This is a genomic window from Streptomyces termitum (assembly GCF_014650175.1).
In the GTDB taxonomy this organism is placed as follows: Bacteria; Actinomycetota; Actinomycetes; order Streptomycetales; family Streptomycetaceae; genus Streptomyces; species Streptomyces termitum.
Map to the genome: position 1 here is coordinate 1 of NZ_BMUL01000002.1, position 20217 is coordinate 20217.

The window sequence follows — 20217 nt, forward strand, 5'->3', positions numbered from 1 at the left end:
AAGACCGCCCAGTCCTACGAAGCAGCCGTCACTCTCGCATCACTCCTGATGTGGGCGTGACATTTGACGACAGAACCTAGGGCCTGTCCGGCGGATCTTCGCGGGCCCGCGACGCCCGGCACGCCCTCTCGCCGCACGCCCGGACCGCCCGAGTACGTCCAGTACGAGGGCGACCCGGGCGCACGCCGAGAGCACGCACCGGACGCCGCGGGCTGATCCACGAAGATCCGCCGGACAGGCCCTAGAGTCGCGGGGTGCCGAACGACCACCGGATTCCCGCGCCCCGTGTCCTGACCACCGCCGCCGTCCTCGTCTGCTCCGCCGTGCTCGCGGGCTGCGGGGCGGGCTCCGGAGCCGCGCAGGGCTCCCCGGGGCCGTCCGCGGCCACCTCCACCACCGCGTCCTCCCCGGCGCCCGCGCCCGCGTCCGCCTCCCCGGCCGCCGCCACCGCCACCGCCGCGAAGCCGCTCGCGGGCCGCACCGTCGTCGTCGACCCCGGGCACAACCCCGGGAACTTCGGGCACGGCCGGGAGATCGCGCGCCCGGTGGACGTCGGCACCCACCGCAAGGAGTGCGACACCACCGGCACCTCCACCGACGCGACCGGCGGGCGGCCCGCGTACACGGAGGCCGCGTACACGCTCGACGTCTCGCACCGGCTGCGGGACCTGCTGGAGGCCCGGGGCGCGAAGGTCGTCCTGACGCACGACGCGGACCGGCCGTACGGCCCCTGCGTCGACGAGCGGGCCCGGATCGGGAACAGGGCGGCGGCCGACGCCGTCGTCTCCGTGCACGCGGACGGCTCCGCGGTGGGGAACCGCGGCTTCCACGTGATCGTCCCCGCGAAGGTGAAGGAGGGGGCGGCCGACACCTCCCCGATCGTCGCCCCGTCGCGTACCCTCGGCGAGCGGATCGTCACCGCCTTCCGCCGGGCGACCGGCACCTCGCCCGCCAACTACCTCGGCGGGGGTACGGGGTTGGACGTCCGCTCGGATCTCGGCGGACTGAATCTCTCGACCGTGCCCAAGGTCTTCGTCGAATGCGGCAATATGCGTGATCCGAAGGACGCCGCACTGCTGACGTCCGGACCGTGGCGGCAGAAGGCGGCCCAGGGCATCGCCGACGGCATCGTGACCTACCTCCAGGGGTAGAACCCGCGAGCGATAGATTCGCTCCGTACGATGGGGCCGCCCCCGTGCCGAGAACCGGCGCCTGCCCGACACGACGACGACCCGACGAAGGACTTCTCACGTGAATATCCGCTCCCTCACCCGAGGCGATGGCGTGCTGATCGGCGCTGCGGTGGTGCTGTTCATCGCCTCGTTCCTGAACCTCTACAGCTGCGACGGCGGCGGTTGCTCCACGTTCGCGTGGGAGGACTCCCCGGTCGGCTGGGGTTCCTTCCTCCTGGGCATCGCGGGGGCCGCGCTCGTCGTCTTCGCCCGCAGCCAGCCGCAGCCCCGCAAGGTCGTGGGCCTGGAGCTCGGCCAGGTCGGCGCCTCCTTCGCGATCGCCTCGGCGTGGACCCTGCTCATGGCGGTCTTCGAGGCCTTCAGCCCCGGCGCGGGCCTGATCCTCGGTGTGATCGCCGCGCTGGTGCTGGCCGCCGCCGCGGTGGCCGGTCCGATGGTCCCGGCCCTCCAGGCCCCGCTCCTCAGCGCTCCCCAGCCGGCGGCCCCGCAGCCGTACGGCGCGCAGCCCGGCCAGCCCGGCGTCCCCGGCGGCTACGGCTACCCGGGCGCGGGCGCCCCGCAGCCCTACCCGGGCCCGCAGCAGGACGCCTCGCAGGGCGGCCAGGGCTTCGGCCAGCAGCCGGCCCCGCAGCCGTCGGCGGCGCAGGCGGCCCCGGCGGCCGACTTCGCCCCGTTCTGGTTCGCGGTCCCGGCCGCGCGCCCGCTGTACGCGGAGGACAACCCCGGCGCGCAGATCGCCGAACTGGCCCCCGGCACCTGGTACCTGGCCGTCGAGCAGCGCGGCCAGGCGCTGGTGGCGCAGACGCAGGACGGGCGCCGCGGCGTCCTCCAGGACTCCACGGGCATCCAGCGCGGCTGATCCCGCGGCCCCGCGCACGGCGGCCCCCCGACCGGAAGCCTTCCGGTCGGGGGGCCGCTGCCGTACAGTCCCGGAAACCGAACTGACACACCGTCAGAAAGGGGTCCGGACCATGCGCCTGGGACTCGCGCTCGGCTACTGGGGCCGCGGCCCCTCCCCCGCCCACCTGGAACTCGCCCGCGAGGCCGAACGGCTCGGCTACGGCTCCGTGTGGACGGCCGAGGCGTGGGGCTCCGACGCCTTCACCGCCCTCACCTGGATCGCCGCCCACACCTCCCGCATCGGCCTCGGCACCGCCGTCGCGCAGATGGCGGCCCGCACCCCGACCGCGACCGCGATGCACGCCCTCACCCTGGACCACCTGTCGGGCGGCCGGCTCCGCCTGGGCCTCGGGCTCTCCGGGCCGCAGGTCGTCGAGGGCTGGTACGGCCGCCCCTTCCCCCGCTCCCCGCTCACCGCCACCCGCGAGTACGTGGACGTCGTCCGGCAGGTGCTGCGCCGCGAGGCCCCCGTCACCCTCGCCGGCCGCCACCACCGCCTGCCGTACGCGGGCGAGGACGGCACCGGCCTCGGCCGGCCCCTGAAGCCGATCACCCACCCGCTCCGCGCCGACCTGCCGGTCCTGCTCGGCGCCGAGGGGCCGAAGAACATCGCGCAGACCCTGGAGATCGCCGACGGCTGGCTTCCTCTCTACTGGTCGCCCGAGCGCTGGCGCGAGGTCTACGCCCTCCCGGAGCGGCTGCCCGCCGGCTTCCTCGTCGCCCCGCTGGTCCGCGCCCGCGTCTGCGACGACGTGGCCGAGGGGCTGCTGCCGGTCAAGGCCATGCTCGGCTTCTACATCGGCGGCATGGGCCACGCCACCCGCAACTTCCACGCCGACCTGATGGCCCGCATGGGATACGGCGCCGAGGCCCGGCGCGTCCAGGAGCTCTTCGCGGAGGGCCGCCGCGAGGAGGCCGTCCTCGCCGTCCCCGACGCCTTCGCCGACGAGATCTCCCTCGTCGGCCCGCGCGCGCGGATCGCGGAGCGGCTCGACCGGTGGCGGACGGGCCCGGTGACGGACCTGCTGGTCACGGCACCGGACCCGGAGACGCTGCGCGTCCTGGCCGAGCTGAACTCCTGACGGCCGGGGTCCGGCCGGTCAGCCGCCGCTGAGCTGGGAGGCCGAGGGGACCTTGTCCTTCACCTCGGCGCCGGCGCTCTTGCCCGCGTCCTTGAGGTCGTTGATGACGCCCTCCAGGCCCTTGACCTCCGCGTCACCGACCTCGCCCTTGCGGAGCTTGGTGCCCAGCTCCTTCAGGGAGTCGATGCCGGAGGAGAGCGGCGCCACCGCCTTCGACAGCAGCGGGTCGCCCTTGGCGTTCTCCACCGCCGCCTTCAGCCGGTTGTAGGTGAAGGCACCCGCCAGGCCCGCCTTCACCAGGGCGAAGGTCCGGCCGTCCGCGCCCTTCTTGAACGTGCCCGCCCTGTACGGCTTCACGATCCACTGGTACGCGGCCCCCGCCGCCAGGCCCGCGTTCGCCACGAAGCGGGTCTTCGCCAGCTTCTGGCGCTCGGCGGACGCCGACGCGGACGGGGACGGCGCGGCGGCGGTCACGGCCGCCGCGGAACCGGTGGTCAGGCTCTGCGTGCTGTCGGCGCCGCACGCCGCGGTGGTGAGGAGCAGGCTGCCGGAGAGCAGCAGCGCGGCGGCGCCGCGACGGAGGGTTCTGGACACAGCGGGACCTTCCTGGGAGTGGTCCCGCCAGCCTCGCCCCGGGCCCCGGGCCCCGCCAGCCGGACGGCCCGTACGGGTGCGGCCCCGAGGCCCGCCCCGGCATCCCTCCTTCCCCCGGCCGCATCGGCGTCTTCGCAGGTCAGAACCGTGGGACGTCCCTCCGCGTCCCTGGGACGACGGCACCTCTGGCACCGGCCCGGGGCCGGGTCGGACAGTGGTGCCGGGGAGCCGGGACGGCTCCGGGCGAGGAGCGGGGGCGGGGAGAGCGATGGTCAGACACCGGGTGTGCTCGGGGGGCGGTCGGTGCGAGTGGTTCATCGGCGAGCCGGACGCCCGGCTGCGCGGCGCCGTCCGGCCGTACCGCGGCTTTCGCGCGCGGGCGGGCGTGCCGCAGGAGCGGCTCGTCGTGCCCAGCGGGCGGGTCTCCCTCCTGATCGGCTTCGGCGGCGAGCTGCGGGTGGGCGGGCCGGGGCCCGGCGCCGCGCGGCACACCTCCGTCGTGTCGGGGCTGCACAGCCGCGCCCGGGTGCTGGGGCACGGCGGGCGGCTGCACGGGGTGGAGCTGGCGCTCGCCCCGTGGGCGGCGTACCGGCTCCTCGGCGGGGGCTCCCTCGCGGACCTCGGCGACGTCCTGACCGACCCGGAGGACGTGCTGGGCGGCCGGTGCCGGGTGCTGGGCGAGCGGCTGGCCGAGGCGCCCGGCTGGGCGGAGCGCTTCGCGCTGCTCGACGAGGCGCTGCTGGCCTGGACGGCGGCGGCGGACCCCGCGCACACGGTCGCGCCGGTGGTCATGGAGGCGTGGCGGCTGCTCCACCGGGCCCAGGGGCACCTGCGGATACGGGAGCTGGCGGACCGGACCGGGTGGAGCACCCGGCACCTGGAGAACCGGTTCCGGGAGCAGATCGGGATCACGCCCAAGCGGCTGGCCCGGGTGCTGCGGCTGCGGCGGGCCGTCGGGGAGCTGACGGCGGGGCGGGGCGCGGCGGAGACCGCCGCCGTGTGCGGCTTCTACGACCAGCCGCACCTGAGCCGGGAGTTCAAGGACCTGACGGGGCTGCCGCCGGGGCGGTTCCTGGCGGCGGCGGGGACGGCGGACGCCGCCTGGATCACCGGCTGACCCGGCGGTGCGCTTTCGTCCAAGACGGGCCGGGGCGGCGGCTGCGACGCTGGCACCGCCGCACGCGCCCGGGACGGGGCCGGGCCCCGGTGCCACAGGGGAGCACCGGACCCCGGTCCCGCCGGACAGGGCCTAGGCCCTGTCCGGCGGATCTTCGCGGATCAGCCCGCGGCGTCCGGTGCGTTCTCTCGGCGTGCGCCCGGGTCGCCCTCGTACTGGACGTACTCGGGCGATCCGGGCGTGCGGCGAGAGGACGTGCCAGNGGGCGTGCGGCGAGAGGACGTGCCAGACGTCGCGGGCCCGCGAAGATCCGCCGGACAGGGCCTAGGGTGCCTGGGCCGCTTCCCGGCTCGGGATGAAGCGGCCGGTGCAGGTGGGCGCGGTGTCCTGGCCGTTCTTCCCGGGCAGGGCGGCGCAGGCGAAGACCGAGCCGTCGTCGGGGGCCGCGACCAGGGGTGTGTAGACGTCCCGGTCGTAGTGGACGACGTCGGCCTGGGCGGCGCCGTCGGAGTTGTTGACGACGACGGTGGCGCCGACCTCCGCGAAGGAGATCCGGCCCCAGGCGGCCTTGCAGGCGCGGCTGTAGCGGAGCTCGATGACGAGGTCCTTGGGGATGGACCCGGTACGGACGGTGACCGCGTCGGCGCCGCAGTTCATCTTCTTGGGGTCGCGGCCCTCGCAGGCGGCGAGGGTGCAGCCGGCGGCCGGGCCCACCACCTTCACGCTCGGCAGCGGCCGGGCGGCGGGCGGCGGGCCGTCGTCGGAGCCGGTGAAGGAGGCGACGGCGTACGTGCCCGCGCCGGCCACCAGGAGGACGGCGAGGACGAGGGCGGCCCACAGGCCGCGGCGCGACGGCCTCGGCAGCGGGGAGGCGGTGGTCCCGTCCCCCTCGCCGGCCCCGCCGGTCCTGTCGGCCTCTCCGGTCCCACCGGTCCCACCGGTCCTGCCTGCCCCACCGGTCCTGCCTGCCCCACCGGTCCTGCCTGCCCCACCGGCCTCTCTGGTCCCGTCGGCCCCCTCGGCCACTTCGGTCCCGTCGGCCACTTCGGCCCCGTCGGCCGGTTCGGTCCCGGTGCGGTCCGTCTGGCGGGTGCGGCGGGCGTCCTCCTCGGCCCAGAGGGCGAGCAGCGGGCCCGGGTCGGTGCCGCAGAGCCTCGCGAGGCTCTCGACGGCGTCGCGGGGCGGGAACTGTTTGCCGTTGACCCACCGCTCCCAGGAGGATTTGGCGTAGTGGGTCTTCTCGCTGAGCTGGGCGAAGCTCGATCCCGACGCCTTCTTCAGCGCGAGCAGCTCGCCCGCGAGGCCAAGGTCTCTGTCCGACCCCGCACCGTCCATCGCGCCCTTTTCCCCTTGCTGTGCGTGCCCATGCCTGTCGTGGGCACGCACATCCTAAAGCGCCCGGTCACCGGGGGTTCACGTGCGTCTCGCGGCGGTCAGCCGCAGCAGTCGGGCTCCAGGCCGCGGGGCAGCCGCTCGCCGCCGAAGACGGCGGTGGTCGCCTCCTCGCCGCCGAGCGCGGCCACCGCGAGCAGCAGCGAGCCCGCGGTCCAGGTGGTCTGCTCCTCCGGCCAGACCGCCCGGTCGCCCTCGAAGACGTACCCCGTCCAGTAGTTGCCGTTCGCGGCCCGCAGGTGGCCGAGGGAGGTGAGGATCTCCAGGGCCCGGTCGGACTCTCCCATCACCCAGAGGGTGAGGGCGAGTTCGCAGCTCTCGCCGCCGGTGACCCAGGGGTTGGGCAGGACGCAGCGGACGCCGAGGCCGGGCACGACGAAGTCGTCCCAGCGGGCGTCGATGCGGGCCTTCGCCTCCGGTCCGGTGACCGCGCCGCCGAGCACCGGGTAGTACCAGTCCATCGAGTAGCGGGACTTGTCGAGGAAGCGCTCCGGGTGGGCGCGTACGGCGTGGCCGAGGGCACCGGCCGCCAGCTCCCAGTCGGGCTGCGGCTCCTCGCGCTCCTCGGCGAGGGCGAGGGCGCAGCGCAGGGCCTGGTGGATCGAGGAGCAGCCGGTGAGCAGCGCGTCGGTGACGGGGGTCCCGTCGGGCTCGCGCTTCCAGCCGATCTGGCCGCCGGGCCGCTGGAGGCCGAGGACGAATCCGACGGCCGCGCGGACCACCGGCCACATGCGGTCGAGGAAGGTGTCGTCGCCGGTGGAGAGGTAGTGGTGCCAGACGCCGACGGCGACGTACGCGGTGAAGTTGGACTCCTTGCCGCGGTCGGTGACGTCGTCGGGGTCGCCGTCGCGGTAGGCGGCGTACCAGGAGCCGTCCGGGTTCTGGTGGCGGGCCAGCCAGTCGTACGCCCGCCGGGCGGCGTCGTGCTCGCCCGCGGTGTCGAGGGCCATGGCGGCCTCGGTGTGGTCCCACGGGTCGAGGTGGTGGCCCCGGAACCACGGGATGGCGCCGTCCTCGCGCTGGACGGCGAGGATGCCGGCGACGGTCTCGGCGGCCTGTTCGGCGGTGAGGACGCCGGGGAGGACGAGGTGCTCGGCGATCCGCTCGGGCGAGGTCACTGGGCGTCGGCCTCGGCCGGGCCGGTGCGGGGCAGGTGCGGCTTGGTGGCGTAGGCGACGAAGCTCTTGCCGACGACCGGGTTGAGCAGCTGCTCGGTGATCCGGGTCAGGGCGGGCTTCTTCATGATGTCCCAGACCAGGAGCTTGTGGTAGGCGCGGACCGGGAGCGCCTTGTCGTTGTCGACGCCGAAGGCGCACTTGAGCCACCAGTAGGGGGCGTGCAGGGCGTGCGCGTGGTGGGTGCCGTACGGGCGCAGGCCGGCCTGGCGGATCCTGGCGAGGAGTTCGTCCGCCTTGTAGATGCGGATGTGGCCGCCCTCGACCTCGTGGTAGGCGTCGGAGAGGGCCCAGCAGACCTTCTCGGGGCCGTAGCGCGGGACGGTGATCGCGATGCGGCCGCCGGGCTTGAGGACGCGGACCATCTCGGCGAGGACGCCCTTGTCGTCCGGGATGTGCTCCATGACCTCGGAGATGATGACGACGTCGAAGGACTCGTCGGGGAAGGGCAGGTTGAGGGCGTCGCCCTCCATGGCGGTGGCGGTGGCGCCGGCCGGGGCCTCACCGGCCTCCTTCATGGCGGCGAACCACTTGGCGACCTCGCGGATCTCCTCGCCGTTCTGGTCGAGGGCGACGACCTGGGCGCCGCGCCGGTAGCACTCGAAGGCGTGCCGGCCCGCACCGCAGCCCAGGTCGAGCACGCGGTCGCCGGGGGCGAGCGGGAAGCGGGTGAAGTCGACGGTCAGCACGGGGTCTGCCCTTCCGAGTGGCGGGGGGTACGGGTGGTGCGGGAGGCGGGGGCGGGTCAGCGCCGGGCCGCGCCCTGGCGGGCCAGGGCCTCCCGGTACAGCTCGGCGGTGCCCTGGGCCGCGCGGGCCCAGGTGAAGCGGTCCAGGACGCGGGCGCGGCCGGCCGCGCCGAGCCGGGCCCGCAGCCCGGGGTCGCCGAACATCCGGCCGAGGGCGGCGGCGAGGGCCCCGGCGTCGCCGGTGGGGACCGCGAGGCAGGTCTCGCCGTCGGGTCCGGCGACCTCGGGGATGGCGCCGCCGGTGGTGGCGACGAGCGGGGTGCCGGTGGCCATGCCCTCGGCGGCGGGCAGCGAGAAGCCCTCGTAGAGGGAGGGGACGCAGGCGACCTGGGCGGAGCGGTAGAGGTCGACGAGTTCGGCGTCGGTGACGCCCTTGACGAACTCGACGGCGCCGGCGAGGCCGTACCGCTCGATGGCCTGGGCGACGGGGCCGTCCTCGGCGCGCTTGCCGACGACGACGAGGTGGGCGGCGGGGTGCTCGGTGCGGAGCTTGGCGAGCGCCTCGATCAGGAAGACGAGGCCCTTGAGGGGGACGTCGGCGCTGGAGGTGGTGACGATCCGGCCGGGGACCTCGGCGACGGACGGGTCGGGGGACCACAGGTCGGTGTCGGCGCCGATGTGGACGACGCGGACGCGGTCCTCGCGGACGCCGAGGTGCTCGACGATCTCCCGGCGGCTGGTGCCGGAGACGGTGAGGACGGAGGGCAGTCGGCGGGCGACCCGCTTCTGCATGCGGGTGAAGCCGTACCAGCGGCGGACGGAGGCGCGGCGCTTCCAGTCGGCGGCGGCGTCGAGGTCGAGCCGGCGGTCGACGGTGATGGGGTGGTGGATCGTGGTGACCAGCGGGGCGCCGAGCGCGCGGGGGCCGCCGAGGAGCCCGTAACCGAGGGTCTGGTTGTCGTGGACGACGTCGAAGTCGCCGCGGCGGGCGGCGAGGGTCCGGCGGGCGCGCAGCGAGAAGGTCAGCGGCTCGGGGAAGCCGCCGGTCCACATGGTGGCGACCTCCAGGGCGTCGATCCAGTCCCGGTACTCCTCGCGCTTCGGGGTCCGGAAGGGGTCCGGGGAGCGGTAGAGGTCGAGGCTGGCGATCTCGGTGAGGGAGAGTCCGCGCAGTTCCTCGCCCTCGTCGAGGACGGGGTAGGGCTGGGAGCCGATGACCTCGACGGTGTGGCCGAGGCGGACCAGTTCGCGGGAGAGGTGGCGGACGTAGACGCCCTGGCCGCCGCAGAAGGGGTTGCCCTTGTACGTGAGGAGAGCGATCCGCAACGGACCGTCACCGGATGCCGTGACGCCCTGTCGGGGGCTTGCCTCTACGGCCTCAGCGGTCATGCGCGACCCCCTTCGAGCGTGCGTTTCGCGGGAGCGTAACCGCTCGCGCTAATGTAGAACAAGTTACAGACTTGATCGTTCTCGATCGTTCGGGAACCACAGAATCTACCGGCAGGTAGCTCGGGCGCGAGCGCCGGAACAGGTGATTCGCACCACGGCCGCGCGGGTTCGCACCGCGCCCGTCCTCCGCCATACTGACGCTCCCCACCGCACGGAACGGGACCTCGATGACCGCAGAGAGCAGAGCGGACCACAGACCCGCCACGCCGCCCCTGACGGAACGGCAGGAGGCGCGCCGCCGCCGCATCCTGGACGCCAGCGCCCGGCTGGCCGCCCGGGGCGGCTTCGACGCCGTGCAGATGCGGGAGGTGGCCGAGGCCGCCGGGGTCGCCCTCGGCACCCTCTACCGCTACTTCCCCTCCAAGATCCACCTGCTGGTCGCGACCATGCAGGACCAGCTCCAGCACATGCACACCACGCTGCGGAAGCGGCCCCCGGCGGGCGCCGACCCGGCCACCCGGGTCGCGGAGACGCTGATGCGCGCCTTCCGCGCCCTCCAGCGCGAGCCGCAGCTCGCCGACGCGATGGTCCGGGCGCTCACCTTCGCCGACCGGGGCGTCAGCCCCGAGGTGGACACCGTGTCGCGGCTGACCACGGCGATCATCCTGGACGCGATGGGCGCCGAGCAGCCCACCCCGGCCCAGCTCTCGGCCGTCCGGGTGATCGAGCACACCTGGCACTCGGCCCTGATCACCTGGCTCTCGGGGCGCGCCTCGATCGCCCAGGTGAAGATCGACATCGAGACGGTCTGCCGCCTGATCGACCTGACGGCCCCGGAGCGGCCCCACCGCTGAGGCCCGGCCCGGCCCGGTCAGGGGCCGACGGCGTCCTCGCCGTACATCGTCTCCAGGTCCTGCTCGCTGAACTGCGCCATGCACGCGTCCTCCGTGGCGTTGAGGGAGATCGCGTCCATCTTCAGGGCCTTCGGCGAGGTGTGCCGGGCGTACAGCGTCCACCCCTCCTTCTTGAACGTGGCCCCGACCACGGTGCCGACCTCGTCGGACGTCTCCTCGATCCGCTGTCCCGGCTCCTTCCACCCCGCCCCGGCCAGCGCGGTGAGCGCCTTGTCGAAGCCCGCCCGCGAACCCGCCACGACCGGACCGGTGTACTGCCACCCGGCGGCGCACCCGGTGGCCTTCGCGAGCAGCCGCTCGCGCGGTGCGGTCGGGGTCGCGGAGGGGGTGGCCTCCCCCGGGCCCGGCAGCCCCGACTCCGGCAGCCCGGACGCGGCGACGACCCCGAGGATCTCCTCGTGCACGGCCTTCCGGTCGAAGCCGGCCGTGCTCCGGACGTCCGCCCCGCCTCCGCCCCCGCAGCCCGCCGCCCCGAACACGACCAGTCCGGCCAGCGCCGCGGCGGCGGCCCCTCGCTTCCTCCGCATGTGCGCCCTTCTCCCTGGTCACGGGCCCGTTCGTCCCGTGATCGAGGTAGGAGTGTGTCACGGGAGGGGGCTACTCCTCCGGTGGGTACACGGGCTCCCCGCCGTCGGCGAGGGTGATCAGGATGGCCTCGACGGGGCAGCCCTCGGCCGCCGCGAGGAGGCGTTCGCCCGCGTCGGCCTCCGGGGCGACGGGGTGGGACTGGCGGGCGGTGTCCAGGCGGAAGCCGTCCGGGGCGTGGTTCACGCACATGCCGGAGCCGATGCAGACGCCCCGGTCCACCTCCACGCGCCAGCGGTCGCCCATCACCGGCCCCCGTACCCGGCCGGCAGGTGGATCATCTTGTGCTCCAGGTACTCGGAGAAGCCCTCGGGGCCGAACTCGCGGCCCAGGCCGGAGTTCTTGTAGCCGCCGAAGGGGCCGAGCATGTCGAGGCTGAAGGTGTTGACGCCGAAGGTGCCGGTGCGGATCCGCCGGGCCACGTCGACGCCGTGCTCGGCGTCCCCGGTCCAGACGCTGCCGCTGAGGCCGTACTCGGAGTCGTTCGCGATCCGCAGCGCCTCGTCCTCGTCCCCGTACGGCAGGAGGCAGACGACCGGGCCGAAGATCTCCTCGCGGGCGATCCGCATGGAGTTGTCGACGTCGCCGAAGAGCGTCGGCTCCACGTACCAGCCCCGGTCGAGGGCGGCCGGGCGGCCGCCGCCCGTCAGGACCTTGGCGCCCTCCTGGCGGCCGATGTCGATGTAGTCGAGGGAGCGGCGCTGCTGGCGGCGGGCGACCAGCGGGCCGATCTGGGTGGCCGGGTCGAGCGGGTCGCCGACGGTGAGGGCGGCGGCCGCGGCGGCGAAGCCCTCGGCGAACTCGTCGTAGCGGGAGCGGGGCACCAGGATGCGGGTCTGGGCGACGCACGCCTGCCCGTTGTTCATCCAGGCGGCGGGGACGATCCCGGCGACGGCGGTGGCCGCGTCGGCGTCGGGCAGGACGATCGCGGCGGACTTGCCGCCGAGTTCGAGGGTGACCCGGGTGAGGTTGCGGGAGGCGACCTCCATGACCCGGCGGCCGGCCGCGACGGAGCCGGTGAAGGAGACCTTGTCGACGCCGGGGTGGCCGACCAGGTACTCGCTGACCTCGCGGTCGGCGGGCAGGATCGACAGGACGCCCTCCGGCAGCCCGGCCCCGGCGGCGATCTCGCCGAGCAGGTACGAGTCGAGCGGCGACTCCGGCGACGGCTTGAGGACCACCGCGCAGCCGGCCAGCAGCGCCGGGCCGAGCTTGGCGGCGGCGGTGAACTGCGGCACGTTCCAGGGGACGACGGCCGCGACCACCCCGACCGGCTCCCGGCGCACCAGCAGCGGCCCGAGCGCCCCGTCCCGCCGCTCCTCGAAGACGAAGCCGCGGGCGACGGTGATCGCCGCGTCCCAGACCATCATGGCGCCGAGGGCCTGCGCGAGGACGGACCAGGAGTACGGGGAGCCGTTCTGCGCGCTGATGGAGCGGCCGATCTCCTCGTACCGGGCGGCGATCGCGTCCTTGATCCGGGTGACGACCGCGATCCGCTCCTCCAGCGACGCCCGCGGCCAGGGCCCCTCGTCGAACGCCCGCCGGGCGGCGGCCACGGCCCGGTCCACGTCGGCCTCGGAGGCGTGCGGCACCCGGCCGATGACCTCCTCGGTGTGCGGGGAGACCACCTCGATGAAGGCGTCACCGAGAGGATCGGTCAACTCCCCCCCGATGTACAGCTTTCCGTGCTCCACAAGCTCGGCCATGCCCGTCGCCTCCCGAGGAACAGCAATTCTCTGACGATGTGTCAGAACTGATACCAGTTCTCGTTATAGTGGGCAACGGTCCCGCCGGTACCCAGAGATGAGGACGCCCATGAACCAGGTGACCGAGCACGGCGGTGGCGTCTGGTCGCTGCGGGTGCCGATTCCCGACAATCCGCTCGGCCACACCCTCGTCCACGTCCTCGACACCGACCGCGGGCCCGTGCTCGTGGACACCGGGTGGGACGACCCCGGGTCCTGGACGGAGCTCATCGGCGGGCTGGGGGCGCTGGGGATCGGGATCGGGGACGTGCACGGGGTCGTCATCACCCACCACCACCCCGACCACCACGGGCTCTCCGGCCGGGTGCGGGAGGAGTCCGGGGCCTGGATCGCCATGCACGCCGCCGACACCGCCGTGGTGCGCCGCACCCGCGAGTCCGACCCCGGCACCTGGCTCGACTACCTCGCCCGCAAGCTCGCCGCCGCCGGGGCCCCCGAGGAGCACCTGGCGCCGCTGCGGGCCGCGCGGTCCGGGGGCCGGACGGGGACCCTGCCCGGCCTCGGCGCGGCCCTGCCCGACCGGGAGATCGTCCCCGGCGAACTGCTCGACCTGGCCGGCCGGCGGCTCCGCGCGGTCTGGACGCCCGGCCACACCCCCGGCCACGTCTGCCTCCACCTGGAGGAGGAGCACCCGGCCGGACTGCCCGGCCGGGGCCGGCTCTTCTCCGGCGACCACCTGCTGCCCGGCATCTCCCCGCACATCGGCCTGTACGAGGACCCCGACGACCAGACGGTCACCGACCCCCTCGGCGACTACCTCGACTCCCTGGAGCGGATCGGCCGGCTCGGCGTCGCCGAGGTGCTCCCCGCCCACCAGCACGCCTTCACCGACTCCGCCGGGCGGGTCCGCGAGCTCCTCGACCACCACGAGGAGCGGCTCACCGGGCTGCTCGCCCTGCTCGCCGTGCCGCTCACCCCGTGGCAGCTCGCCGAGCGCATGGAGTGGAACCGGCCCTGGGACCGCATCCCGTACGGCTCGCGCAACATCGCCGTCAGCGAGGCCGAGGCGCACCTGCGGCGGCTGGTGAAGCTGGGCCGCGCGGAGGCCGTGGCGGGGACGGAGCCGGTGACCTTCGTCGCCGTGTAGGGACACTCCGCGCACGCCCGGCGGGGGCGGTGTGACGCGGCTCGCACGGCCGGGGGGAGGCCGTGGCGGGCCGGTAGAGTGGCCCGGTCGTCTTCATGCCCGAGTGGGGGAAAGCCGGTGCGAATCCGGCGCTGACCCTCCCCCTGTTTCTCGACTTCGCTCGAAGAGGGGGCACCCCCGACCGTGACGTGCCTCCCCGGCACGGAGCCGGAACGCCCCGCTCGGGACGTGAGCGCCGGCACCGTCGAGGAATACGGCGCCGGACGCGGGCCCCGCGGGGCGCCGGTGTCCGGTGCCCGCACGAGAGGCAACCATGATCAGCGTCCGCCGCGCCGCCGCCGCGCTCACCGCCGCCGCGGCCGTGCTCAGCACCGCCGCCACCGGCACGGCGTCCGCCGCGCCCTCGCCGAGCGCGTCCGCCGCCGCGCTCCCGCCCGGCCTGTACGGCACCGGCGACCCGACGTACGACGGCGTCTGGCGGCAGTCGCTCGCCTTCCTCGCCCAGCGCGCCACCGGCTACCAGCCGGCCGACTCCGCGGTGGACTGGCTGCTCGGCCAGCAGTGCGCCGACGGCTCCTTCGCCTCCTACCGGCCCGACCCGGCGAAGCCCTGCGACGGCACGACGCTGCGGGACTCCAACGCCACCGCCGTCGCCGTCCAGGCGCTCGGCGCGGTCCGCCGCGAGGCCGCCGACCCGGCAAAGATCGACGCCGCGGTCAAGGGCGGCCTCGGCTGGCTGCGCGGCGTGCAGAACAAGGACGGCGGCTGGAGCTACACCCCCGGCGGCCCCAGCGACGCCAACTCGACCTCCATCGTCGTCAGCGCCGTCGCCGCCTCCAACACCAAGCCCGGCTCGTTCACCTCCGCCGAGGGCCGCACCCCCTACGACGCGCTGCTCGCGCTCGCGCTGCCCTGCACCGACGAGGAGGGGCCGGGCGCCTTCGCGTACCAGCCCGACAAGGACGGCAAGCTGGCCGCCAACGCCGACGCCACCGCCGCGGCGGTCCTGGCCGGCCTCGGCAAGGGCATCACCGCCGTGAAGGCCGGCCCCGCGCAGGCCCCCACCTGCACCGACCTCGACGAGCCGACCGTCGAGCGGGCCGCCCTCAACGGCGCCTCCTACCTGGCCAAGGCGCTGGTGAAGAACGGCCACCTGTCGACGCCGCCGATGCCCGGCGCCGCCGACACCGCCGAGCAGCCCGACTTCGGCAACACCGCCGACGCCGTCGTCGCCCTCGCCGCCGCCGGCACCTCCCGGCTCGCCGAGCCCTCCCTCCAGTGGCTGGAGCAGAACGCGGAGCCGTGGGCCCGCAAGACCGGCCCCGCCGCCTACGCGCAGCTGATCCTGGCCGCCCGCGCGATGGAGGCCGACCCGCGCGACTTCGGCAAGAAGACCGACCTGGTCGAGCGGCTCAACGCGACCGGACCTGCGCCCAAGACCCCCGACACCTCCGCCGCCTCCACCGACGACGAGGAGGAGGAGTCGTTCCTCGGCTTCGACGTGTGGTGGATCATCGGCATCGGCATGGTCGCCGGCGTCGGCATCGGCTTCCTCGTGAGCGGCCGCAAGAAGTGAGCCGCAACGGAAGGGGCCGGGCCGGAAGGGGCCCGACCGGCGCGCTGGCGGCCGGCGCGGCGGGCCTGCTGCTCGCCCTCGGCACCGCCTCCCCCGCCCAGGCCGCCGGCTACCGGTACTGGTCGTTCTGGGAGTCCGGCGCGGGGACGTGGACGTACGCCACCCAGGGCCCGGCGACCGCCCGGCCCGCCGACGGCGACACCGTCGGCTTCCGCTTCGCGCTCAGCGAGGACTCGGCGAACGCCGCGAAGCCGACCGTCGCCCCCGACTTCGCCGCGCTCTGCGCCGGCGTCCCGGAGAAGCCCGGCGTCAAGCGGATCGCGGTCGTCGTCGACTTCGGCACCGCGAAGGACGCGCCGGCCGGCGAGACCCCGCCGAAGACCGCCCCGACGACCGGCTGCGCCGTCGTCACCGGGAACGGCACCGCCGCCGACGCCCTCGCCGCCGTCGCCAAGCCGCTGCGCTACGACTCCTCCGCCATGCTCTGCGGCATCGCGGGCTATCCGGCGCGCGGCTGCGGCGAGGCCGTCGGCGGCACCGGCCCCGCCACCACCGGCCCCGACTTCACCGCCGACGCCGCTCCCTCGCCCGCCGCGAAGGACGACGGCGGCGGGGGCCCGTCGCTCGGCCTCCTCGTCGGCGGCGGGGCCGTCCTGCTGCTGGGCGCCGCGGCCGTCTGGAAGTCCCGCCGCCGCGCATGACCCCGCCGAGCCAGAACCCGGCGGCCCGGGGCCGGGCCGCCGCCGGCCGCGCCGGTCCGGGCGCGCGGCTGCTCGCCCCGGTCGCCGACCGGGGCAACGCGCTGCACCCGGGGGCCTGGTGGCTGTGGGCGCTCGGGCTCGCCGTCGCCGCCTCCCGGACCACCAACCCGCTGCTGCTCGGGCTGATCGTCGGCGTCGCCGGGTACGTGGTGGCGGCCCGGCGCACCGACGCGCCCTGGGCCCGCTCGTACGGGGCCTTCGTCAAGCTCGGCCTGTTCGTCGTCGCCCTGCGGATCGTCTTCTCGGTGGTCCTCGGCTCGCCGCTGCCCGGCTCCGTGGAGCTGTTCACGCTGCCCGAGCTGCCGCTGCCCGACTGGGCGCAGGGCATCAGGATCGGCGGCCGGGTCACCGCCGAGCAGCTCGTCTTCGCCCTGTACGACGGCCTCAAGCTGGCCGCCCTGCTGATCTGCGTGGGCGCCGCGAACGCGCTCGCCAACCCGGCGCGGCTGCTGAAGTCGCTGCCGGGCGCGCTGTACGAGGCCGGGGTCGCGGTCGTCGTCGCGATGACCTTCGCCCCGAACCTCGTCGCGGACGTGGTCCGGCTGCGCACCGCCCGGCGGCTGCGCGGCCGGTCCACCGGCGGGGTGCGGGCCGTGCTCCGGATCGGGCTGCCCGTCCTGGAGGGCGCGCTGGAGCGGTCGGTGGCGGTCGCCGCCTCGATGGACGCGCGGGGCTACGGCCGCACCGCCGAGGTCCCGCCGGCCGTGCGCCGCACCACGAACGTCCTCACCCTCGGCGGTCTGCTGGGGGTGTGCGCGGGCACGTACGGGCTGCTCGCCGCCGAGGGCGCCGGATACGGGCTGCCGCTGCTCGGCGCCGGGCTCGCGGCGGCGGTCGCCGGGCTGCGGCTGGGCGGGCGCCGCAGCGTCCGCACCCGCTACCGGCCGGACCGCTTCGGTCCCCGGTCCTGGCTGGTCGCCGCCTCGGGCGTCGCGGTGGCCGTCCTGATGATCCGGGCCAATGCCTACGCGCCGGACGCCCTGCACCCGGGGGTGGTGCCGCTGGTGGCGCCCGCGCTGCCGCTGTGGCCGGCGCTGTCGGTGCTGCCCGGCCTGCTGCCCGCCCTGGTCGCCCCGGTCCCACCCGGCCCGGCCCCGTCCGACCCCACTCCACCCGGCCCGGTCCCGTCCGACCCCGCTGCGCCCTCCCCCGCTCCGCCCGACCCCGTTCCGTCCGACCCCGCGAAGGAGCCGTCCGCGTGATCCGCTTCGAGAACGTCTCCGTGACGTACGAGGACGCCGCGGGACCCACCCTCCAGGGGGTGGACCTCACGGTCCCGGAGGGCGAGCTGGTGCTGCTCGTCGGCCCCTCGGGCGTCGGCAAGTCGACCCTGCTGGGCGCGGTCTCCGGGCTCGTCCCGCACTTCACCGGCGGCACCCTGCGCGGCCGGGTCACGGTCGGCGGCCGGGACACCCGCACCCACCACCCGCGCGAGCTGGCCGACCTCGTCGGCACGGTCGGCCAGGACCCGCTGGCCCACTTCGTCACGGACACCGTGGAGGACGAGCTCGCCTACGGCATGGAGTCGCTGGGGCTCGCCCCGGCGGTGATGCGGCGGCGCGTCGAGGAGACCCTCGACCTGCTGGGCCTCGCCGAGCTGCGCGACCGGCCGATCGCGACCCTCTCCGGCGGCCAGCAGCAGCGCGTGGCCATCGGCTCCGTCCTCACCACCCACCCCCGGGTCCTCGTCCTCGACGAGCCGACCTCCGCCCTGGACCCGTCGGCGGCGGAGGACGTCCTCGCCGTGCTCCAGCGCCTCGTCCACGACCTGGGCACCACGGTCCTCCTGGCCGAGCACCGGCTGGAACGGGTCGTGCAGTACGCGGACCGGGTGCTGCTCCTGCCCGACGCGGTCCTCGGCACCCCCGCCGAGATCATGGCCGTCTCCCCCGTCCACCCCCCGGTGGTGGCCCTGGGCCGGCTGGCGGGCTGGGACCCGCTGCCGCTGACGGTCCGCGACGCGCGCCGCCGGGCGGACGGGCTGCGGGAGCGGCTGGACGGGCGGGAGGGAGGGACGGGGACCGCCCGCGCCGGAACCCGGCCGCTCCCCTCTTCTCCTTCTCCCCTCTCTCCCCTTTCCGGGGAGCGGCCCGGCGGGAGGCCCTCCCTCTTCTCCCGGCTGCGCCGCGCCCGCCCCGCCGCGCCCGTGCCCGCCCCCGATCCCGGTGCCCCGCTGCTCGCCGTCGACCGGCTCGCCGTGCGGCGCGGCCGGGTGGAGGCCCTGCGCGGGGTCGGGCTGCGGGTCGCGCCGGGCGAGACCGTCGCCCTCATGGGCCGTAACGGGGCGGGCAAGTCCACCCTGCTGGGCGCCCTGGTCGGCATGGTCCCGCCCACCTCCGGCTCGGTGCGGGTCGCGGGGCTCGTCCCGCACACCACCGACCCCCGGGAGCTGATCCGGCGGGTCGGCCTGGTGCCGCAGGAGCCCCGGGACCTGCTCTACGCGGAGACCGTCGCCGAGGAGTGCGCGGCGGCCGACGCGGACGCGGGCGCGGCGCCCGGCACCTGCCGGGAGCTGGTGGCGGAGCTGGTGCCGGGCGTGGCGGACGGGACCCATCCCCGGGACCTGTCCGAGGGGCAGCGGCTGGCGCTGGCGCTGGCCGTGGTGCTGACCGCCCGGCCGCCGCTGGTGCTGCTCGACGAGCCGACCCGGGGCCTGGACTACGTGGCGAAGGCGCGGCTGGTGGCCCGGCTGCGGGCGCTGGCCGCCGAGGGGCACGCCGTCGTGCTGGCCACGCACGACGTGGAGCTGGCGGCGGAGCTGGTGGACCGGGTGGTGGTGATCGCGGGCGGCGAGGTGGTCGCGGACGGTCCGACGGCCGAGGTCGTCGTCTCGTCGCCGGCCTTCGCCCCGCAGGTGGCGAAGGTGCTGGCGCCCCGGCCGTGGCTCACGGTCGAGCAGGTGGAGGAGGCGCTGCGCGCGTGAGGAACCGTCCCGTCCGGCTGGGGCCGCGCTCGGTCGCGGCCCTCGTCCTGGTCTCCCTGGTGGGGCTGGCCGGCATCGGCTGGCCGCTGTTCGCGGACGCCGGGTCCGCGGTCACCGATCACGCGGCGGACGCGCCGTGGCTCTTCGCCCTGATCCTTCCGCTGCTCATCGCGGTGGTGGTGGCGACGATCGCGGACTGCGGCCTGGACGCGAAGGCGGTGGCGATGCTGGGGGTGCTGGCCGCCGTGGGGGCGGCGCTGCGCCCGCTGGGGGCGGGGACGGCGGGGCTTGAGCCGATGTTCTTCCTGATGGTGCTGAGCGGGCGGGTGCTGGGGCCGGGGTTCGGCTTCGTGCTCGGGGCGGTGACGATGTTCGCGTCGGCGCTGCTCACGGGCGGGGTGGGGCCGTGGATGCCGACGCAGATGCTGGCGATGGGCTGGTTCTCGATGGGGGCGGGGCTGCTGCCTGCGGCGGTGCGGGGGCTGCCGGAGCGGCTGATGCTCGCCGGGTACGGCTTCCTGGCGGCGTTCGCGTACGGCACGGTCACCAATCTGTACGGGTGGGTGACGGTGGGCGGCATGGCGCAGGCGGTGTCGTTCGCGCCGGGGGCGCCGCTCGGGGAGAACCTGGTCCGGTTCCTGGCCTATGTCCTGGCCACGTCGCTCGGCTGGGACCTGGGGCGGGCGGTGCTGACCGTGGTGCTGACCCTGACGGTCGGCGGGCCGCTGCTGCGGGCGCTGCGGAGGGCCACCCGGAGGGCCAACTTCGAGGCCCAGGTCACATTCGAGGGGTCCGAGAAGGGGTCCGCGGGTGAGGCGCCTCATAGGACCCACGTCACGTACGAGGCGAAATAGTAGAGCGGTACGCGTCGGGCGAAACGCCCATCGCCGGGCGTGACCTGCGGAAACGTCCGGAGGGCGGGGAGGGGGCGCGGGGGCGGGAGTCCGATGCTCCCTCGTACCCGGGGGCATTGCACCGATCCGCCGGATTTGTTTCTGTAGTGGACGTCGCCAGGCGGCAGTGCCCACCGGCACAGCGCCTCACACACCGGATCTTCCAGATTCCCGGGTTCCCC

The 20217-nt window shown here is 75.4% G+C and carries 19 protein-coding genes; 11 read left to right on the forward strand and 8 right to left on the reverse strand.

Annotation, left to right across the window (positions count from 1 at the left end; genetic code table 11):
- Nucleotides 1–254 precede the first annotated feature (254 nt).
- The 3 genes from IE219_RS03365 to IE219_RS03375 all read left to right on the forward strand — a co-directional run bounded on the left by IE219_RS03365 (nt 255) and on the right by IE219_RS03375 (nt 3175).
- Nucleotides 255–1151 carry an N-acetylmuramoyl-L-alanine amidase gene (locus tag IE219_RS03365; protein ID WP_189974998.1) on the forward strand — a complete coding sequence of 299 codons (897 nt, stop codon included), beginning with the start codon at nt 255–257 and terminating at the stop codon, nt 1149–1151.
- A 100-nt stretch (nt 1152–1251) separates the two neighbouring features.
- Nucleotides 1252–2052: a hypothetical protein gene (locus tag IE219_RS03370; protein WP_189974999.1), complete on the forward strand. Its 801-nt coding sequence runs from the start codon at nt 1252–1254 to the stop codon at nt 2050–2052.
- A 112-nt stretch (nt 2053–2164) separates the two neighbouring features.
- Nucleotides 2165–3175, forward strand: a complete 1011-nt coding sequence (locus IE219_RS03375) for an LLM class F420-dependent oxidoreductase (protein WP_189975000.1) — start codon at nt 2165–2167, stop codon at nt 3173–3175.
- Between the two features lie 18 nt (nt 3176–3193).
- Here the strand turns inward: IE219_RS03375 and IE219_RS03380 are convergent, their stop codons facing one another.
- Complete coding sequence (locus tag IE219_RS03380; RefSeq protein ID WP_189975001.1) at nt 3194–3769, reverse strand: hypothetical protein; 576 nt, start codon at nt 3767–3769, stop codon at nt 3194–3196.
- A gap of 268 nt (nt 3770–4037) precedes the next feature.
- Here IE219_RS03380 and IE219_RS03385 point away from each other — a divergent pair, with 268 nt between their 5' ends.
- The gene (locus IE219_RS03385) at nt 4038–4886 is read left to right on the forward strand and encodes a helix-turn-helix domain-containing protein (protein ID WP_189975002.1); all 849 of its coding nucleotides are present in this window, start codon (nt 4038–4040) and stop codon (nt 4884–4886) included.
- A 324-nt stretch (nt 4887–5210) separates the two neighbouring features.
- On the opposite strand, the gene IE219_RS03390 is transcribed toward IE219_RS03385, so the two are convergent.
- From IE219_RS03390 to IE219_RS03405, 4 genes are all read right to left on the reverse strand, one after another.
- A complete protein-coding gene (locus tag IE219_RS03390) occupies nt 5211–6221 on the reverse strand; it encodes a helix-turn-helix domain-containing protein (protein ID WP_189975003.1) in 1011 nt (336 codons plus the stop codon).
- Between the two features lie 98 nt (nt 6222–6319).
- Complete coding sequence (locus IE219_RS03395; protein WP_189975004.1) at nt 6320–7396, reverse strand: prenyltransferase/squalene oxidase repeat-containing protein; 1077 nt, start codon at nt 7394–7396, stop codon at nt 6320–6322.
- Entirely contained in the window at nt 7393–8142 is a 750-nt protein-coding gene (locus tag IE219_RS03400; RefSeq protein WP_189975005.1) for a class I SAM-dependent methyltransferase, read from the reverse strand. The genes IE219_RS03395 and IE219_RS03400 overlap by 4 nt, the downstream gene beginning before the upstream one ends.
- 56 nt (nt 8143–8198) lie before the next feature.
- A complete protein-coding gene (locus tag IE219_RS03405; protein ID WP_189975006.1) occupies nt 8199–9530 on the reverse strand; it encodes a glycosyltransferase family 4 protein in 1332 nt (443 codons plus the stop codon).
- A 227-nt stretch (nt 9531–9757) separates the two neighbouring features.
- On the opposite strand from IE219_RS03405, the gene IE219_RS03410 reads away from it, so the two are divergent.
- Nucleotides 9758–10384: a TetR family transcriptional regulator gene (locus IE219_RS03410; RefSeq protein ID WP_189975007.1), complete on the forward strand. Its 627-nt coding sequence runs from the start codon at nt 9758–9760 to the stop codon at nt 10382–10384.
- Nucleotides 10385–10401: 17 nt separating this feature from the next.
- On the opposite strand, the gene IE219_RS03415 is transcribed toward IE219_RS03410, so the two are convergent.
- The 3 genes from IE219_RS03415 to IE219_RS03425 all read right to left on the reverse strand — a co-directional run bounded on the left by IE219_RS03415 (nt 10402) and on the right by IE219_RS03425 (nt 12735).
- The gene (locus IE219_RS03415) at nt 10402–10971 is read right to left on the reverse strand and encodes a hypothetical protein (RefSeq protein ID WP_189975008.1); all 570 of its coding nucleotides are present in this window, start codon (nt 10969–10971) and stop codon (nt 10402–10404) included.
- Between the two features lie 70 nt (nt 10972–11041).
- Complete coding sequence (locus IE219_RS03420; protein WP_189975009.1) at nt 11042–11275, reverse strand: ferredoxin; 234 nt, start codon at nt 11273–11275, stop codon at nt 11042–11044.
- Nucleotides 11275–12735, reverse strand: coding sequence for an aldehyde dehydrogenase (locus tag IE219_RS03425; RefSeq protein ID WP_189975010.1), 1461 nt, complete (start codon nt 12733–12735; stop codon nt 11275–11277). Before IE219_RS03425 ends, IE219_RS03420 begins: the two co-directional genes overlap by 1 nt.
- Before the next feature lie 109 nt (nt 12736–12844).
- On the opposite strand from IE219_RS03425, the gene IE219_RS03430 reads away from it, so the two are divergent.
- The 6 genes from IE219_RS03430 to IE219_RS03455 all read left to right on the forward strand — a co-directional run bounded on the left by IE219_RS03430 (nt 12845) and on the right by IE219_RS03455 (nt 19996).
- Nucleotides 12845–13882, forward strand: a complete 1038-nt coding sequence (locus IE219_RS03430; RefSeq protein ID WP_189975011.1) for a Strvi_7410 family MBL fold metallo-hydrolase — start codon at nt 12845–12847, stop codon at nt 13880–13882.
- A gap of 313 nt (nt 13883–14195) precedes the next feature.
- Nucleotides 14196–15458, forward strand: a complete 1263-nt coding sequence (locus tag IE219_RS03435; RefSeq protein WP_189975012.1) for an SCO2321 family membrane protein — start codon at nt 14196–14198, stop codon at nt 15456–15458.
- The gene (locus tag IE219_RS03440) at nt 15455–16159 is read left to right on the forward strand and encodes an SCO2322 family protein (RefSeq protein WP_229849571.1); all 705 of its coding nucleotides are present in this window, start codon (nt 15455–15457) and stop codon (nt 16157–16159) included. Before IE219_RS03435 ends, IE219_RS03440 begins: the two co-directional genes overlap by 4 nt.
- Nucleotides 16156–17421, forward strand: coding sequence for an energy-coupling factor transporter transmembrane component T (locus tag IE219_RS03445; protein ID WP_189975013.1), 1266 nt, complete (start codon nt 16156–16158; stop codon nt 17419–17421). The genes IE219_RS03440 and IE219_RS03445 overlap by 4 nt, the downstream gene beginning before the upstream one ends.
- A complete protein-coding gene (locus IE219_RS03450) occupies nt 17418–19142 on the forward strand; it encodes an ABC transporter ATP-binding protein (protein WP_189975014.1) in 1725 nt (574 codons plus the stop codon). Before IE219_RS03445 ends, IE219_RS03450 begins: the two co-directional genes overlap by 4 nt.
- Nucleotides 19139–19996: an ECF transporter S component gene (locus tag IE219_RS03455; RefSeq protein ID WP_189975015.1), complete on the forward strand. Its 858-nt coding sequence runs from the start codon at nt 19139–19141 to the stop codon at nt 19994–19996. Before IE219_RS03450 ends, IE219_RS03455 begins: the two co-directional genes overlap by 4 nt.
- The last annotated feature ends 221 nt before the right edge of the window (nt 19997–20217 follow it).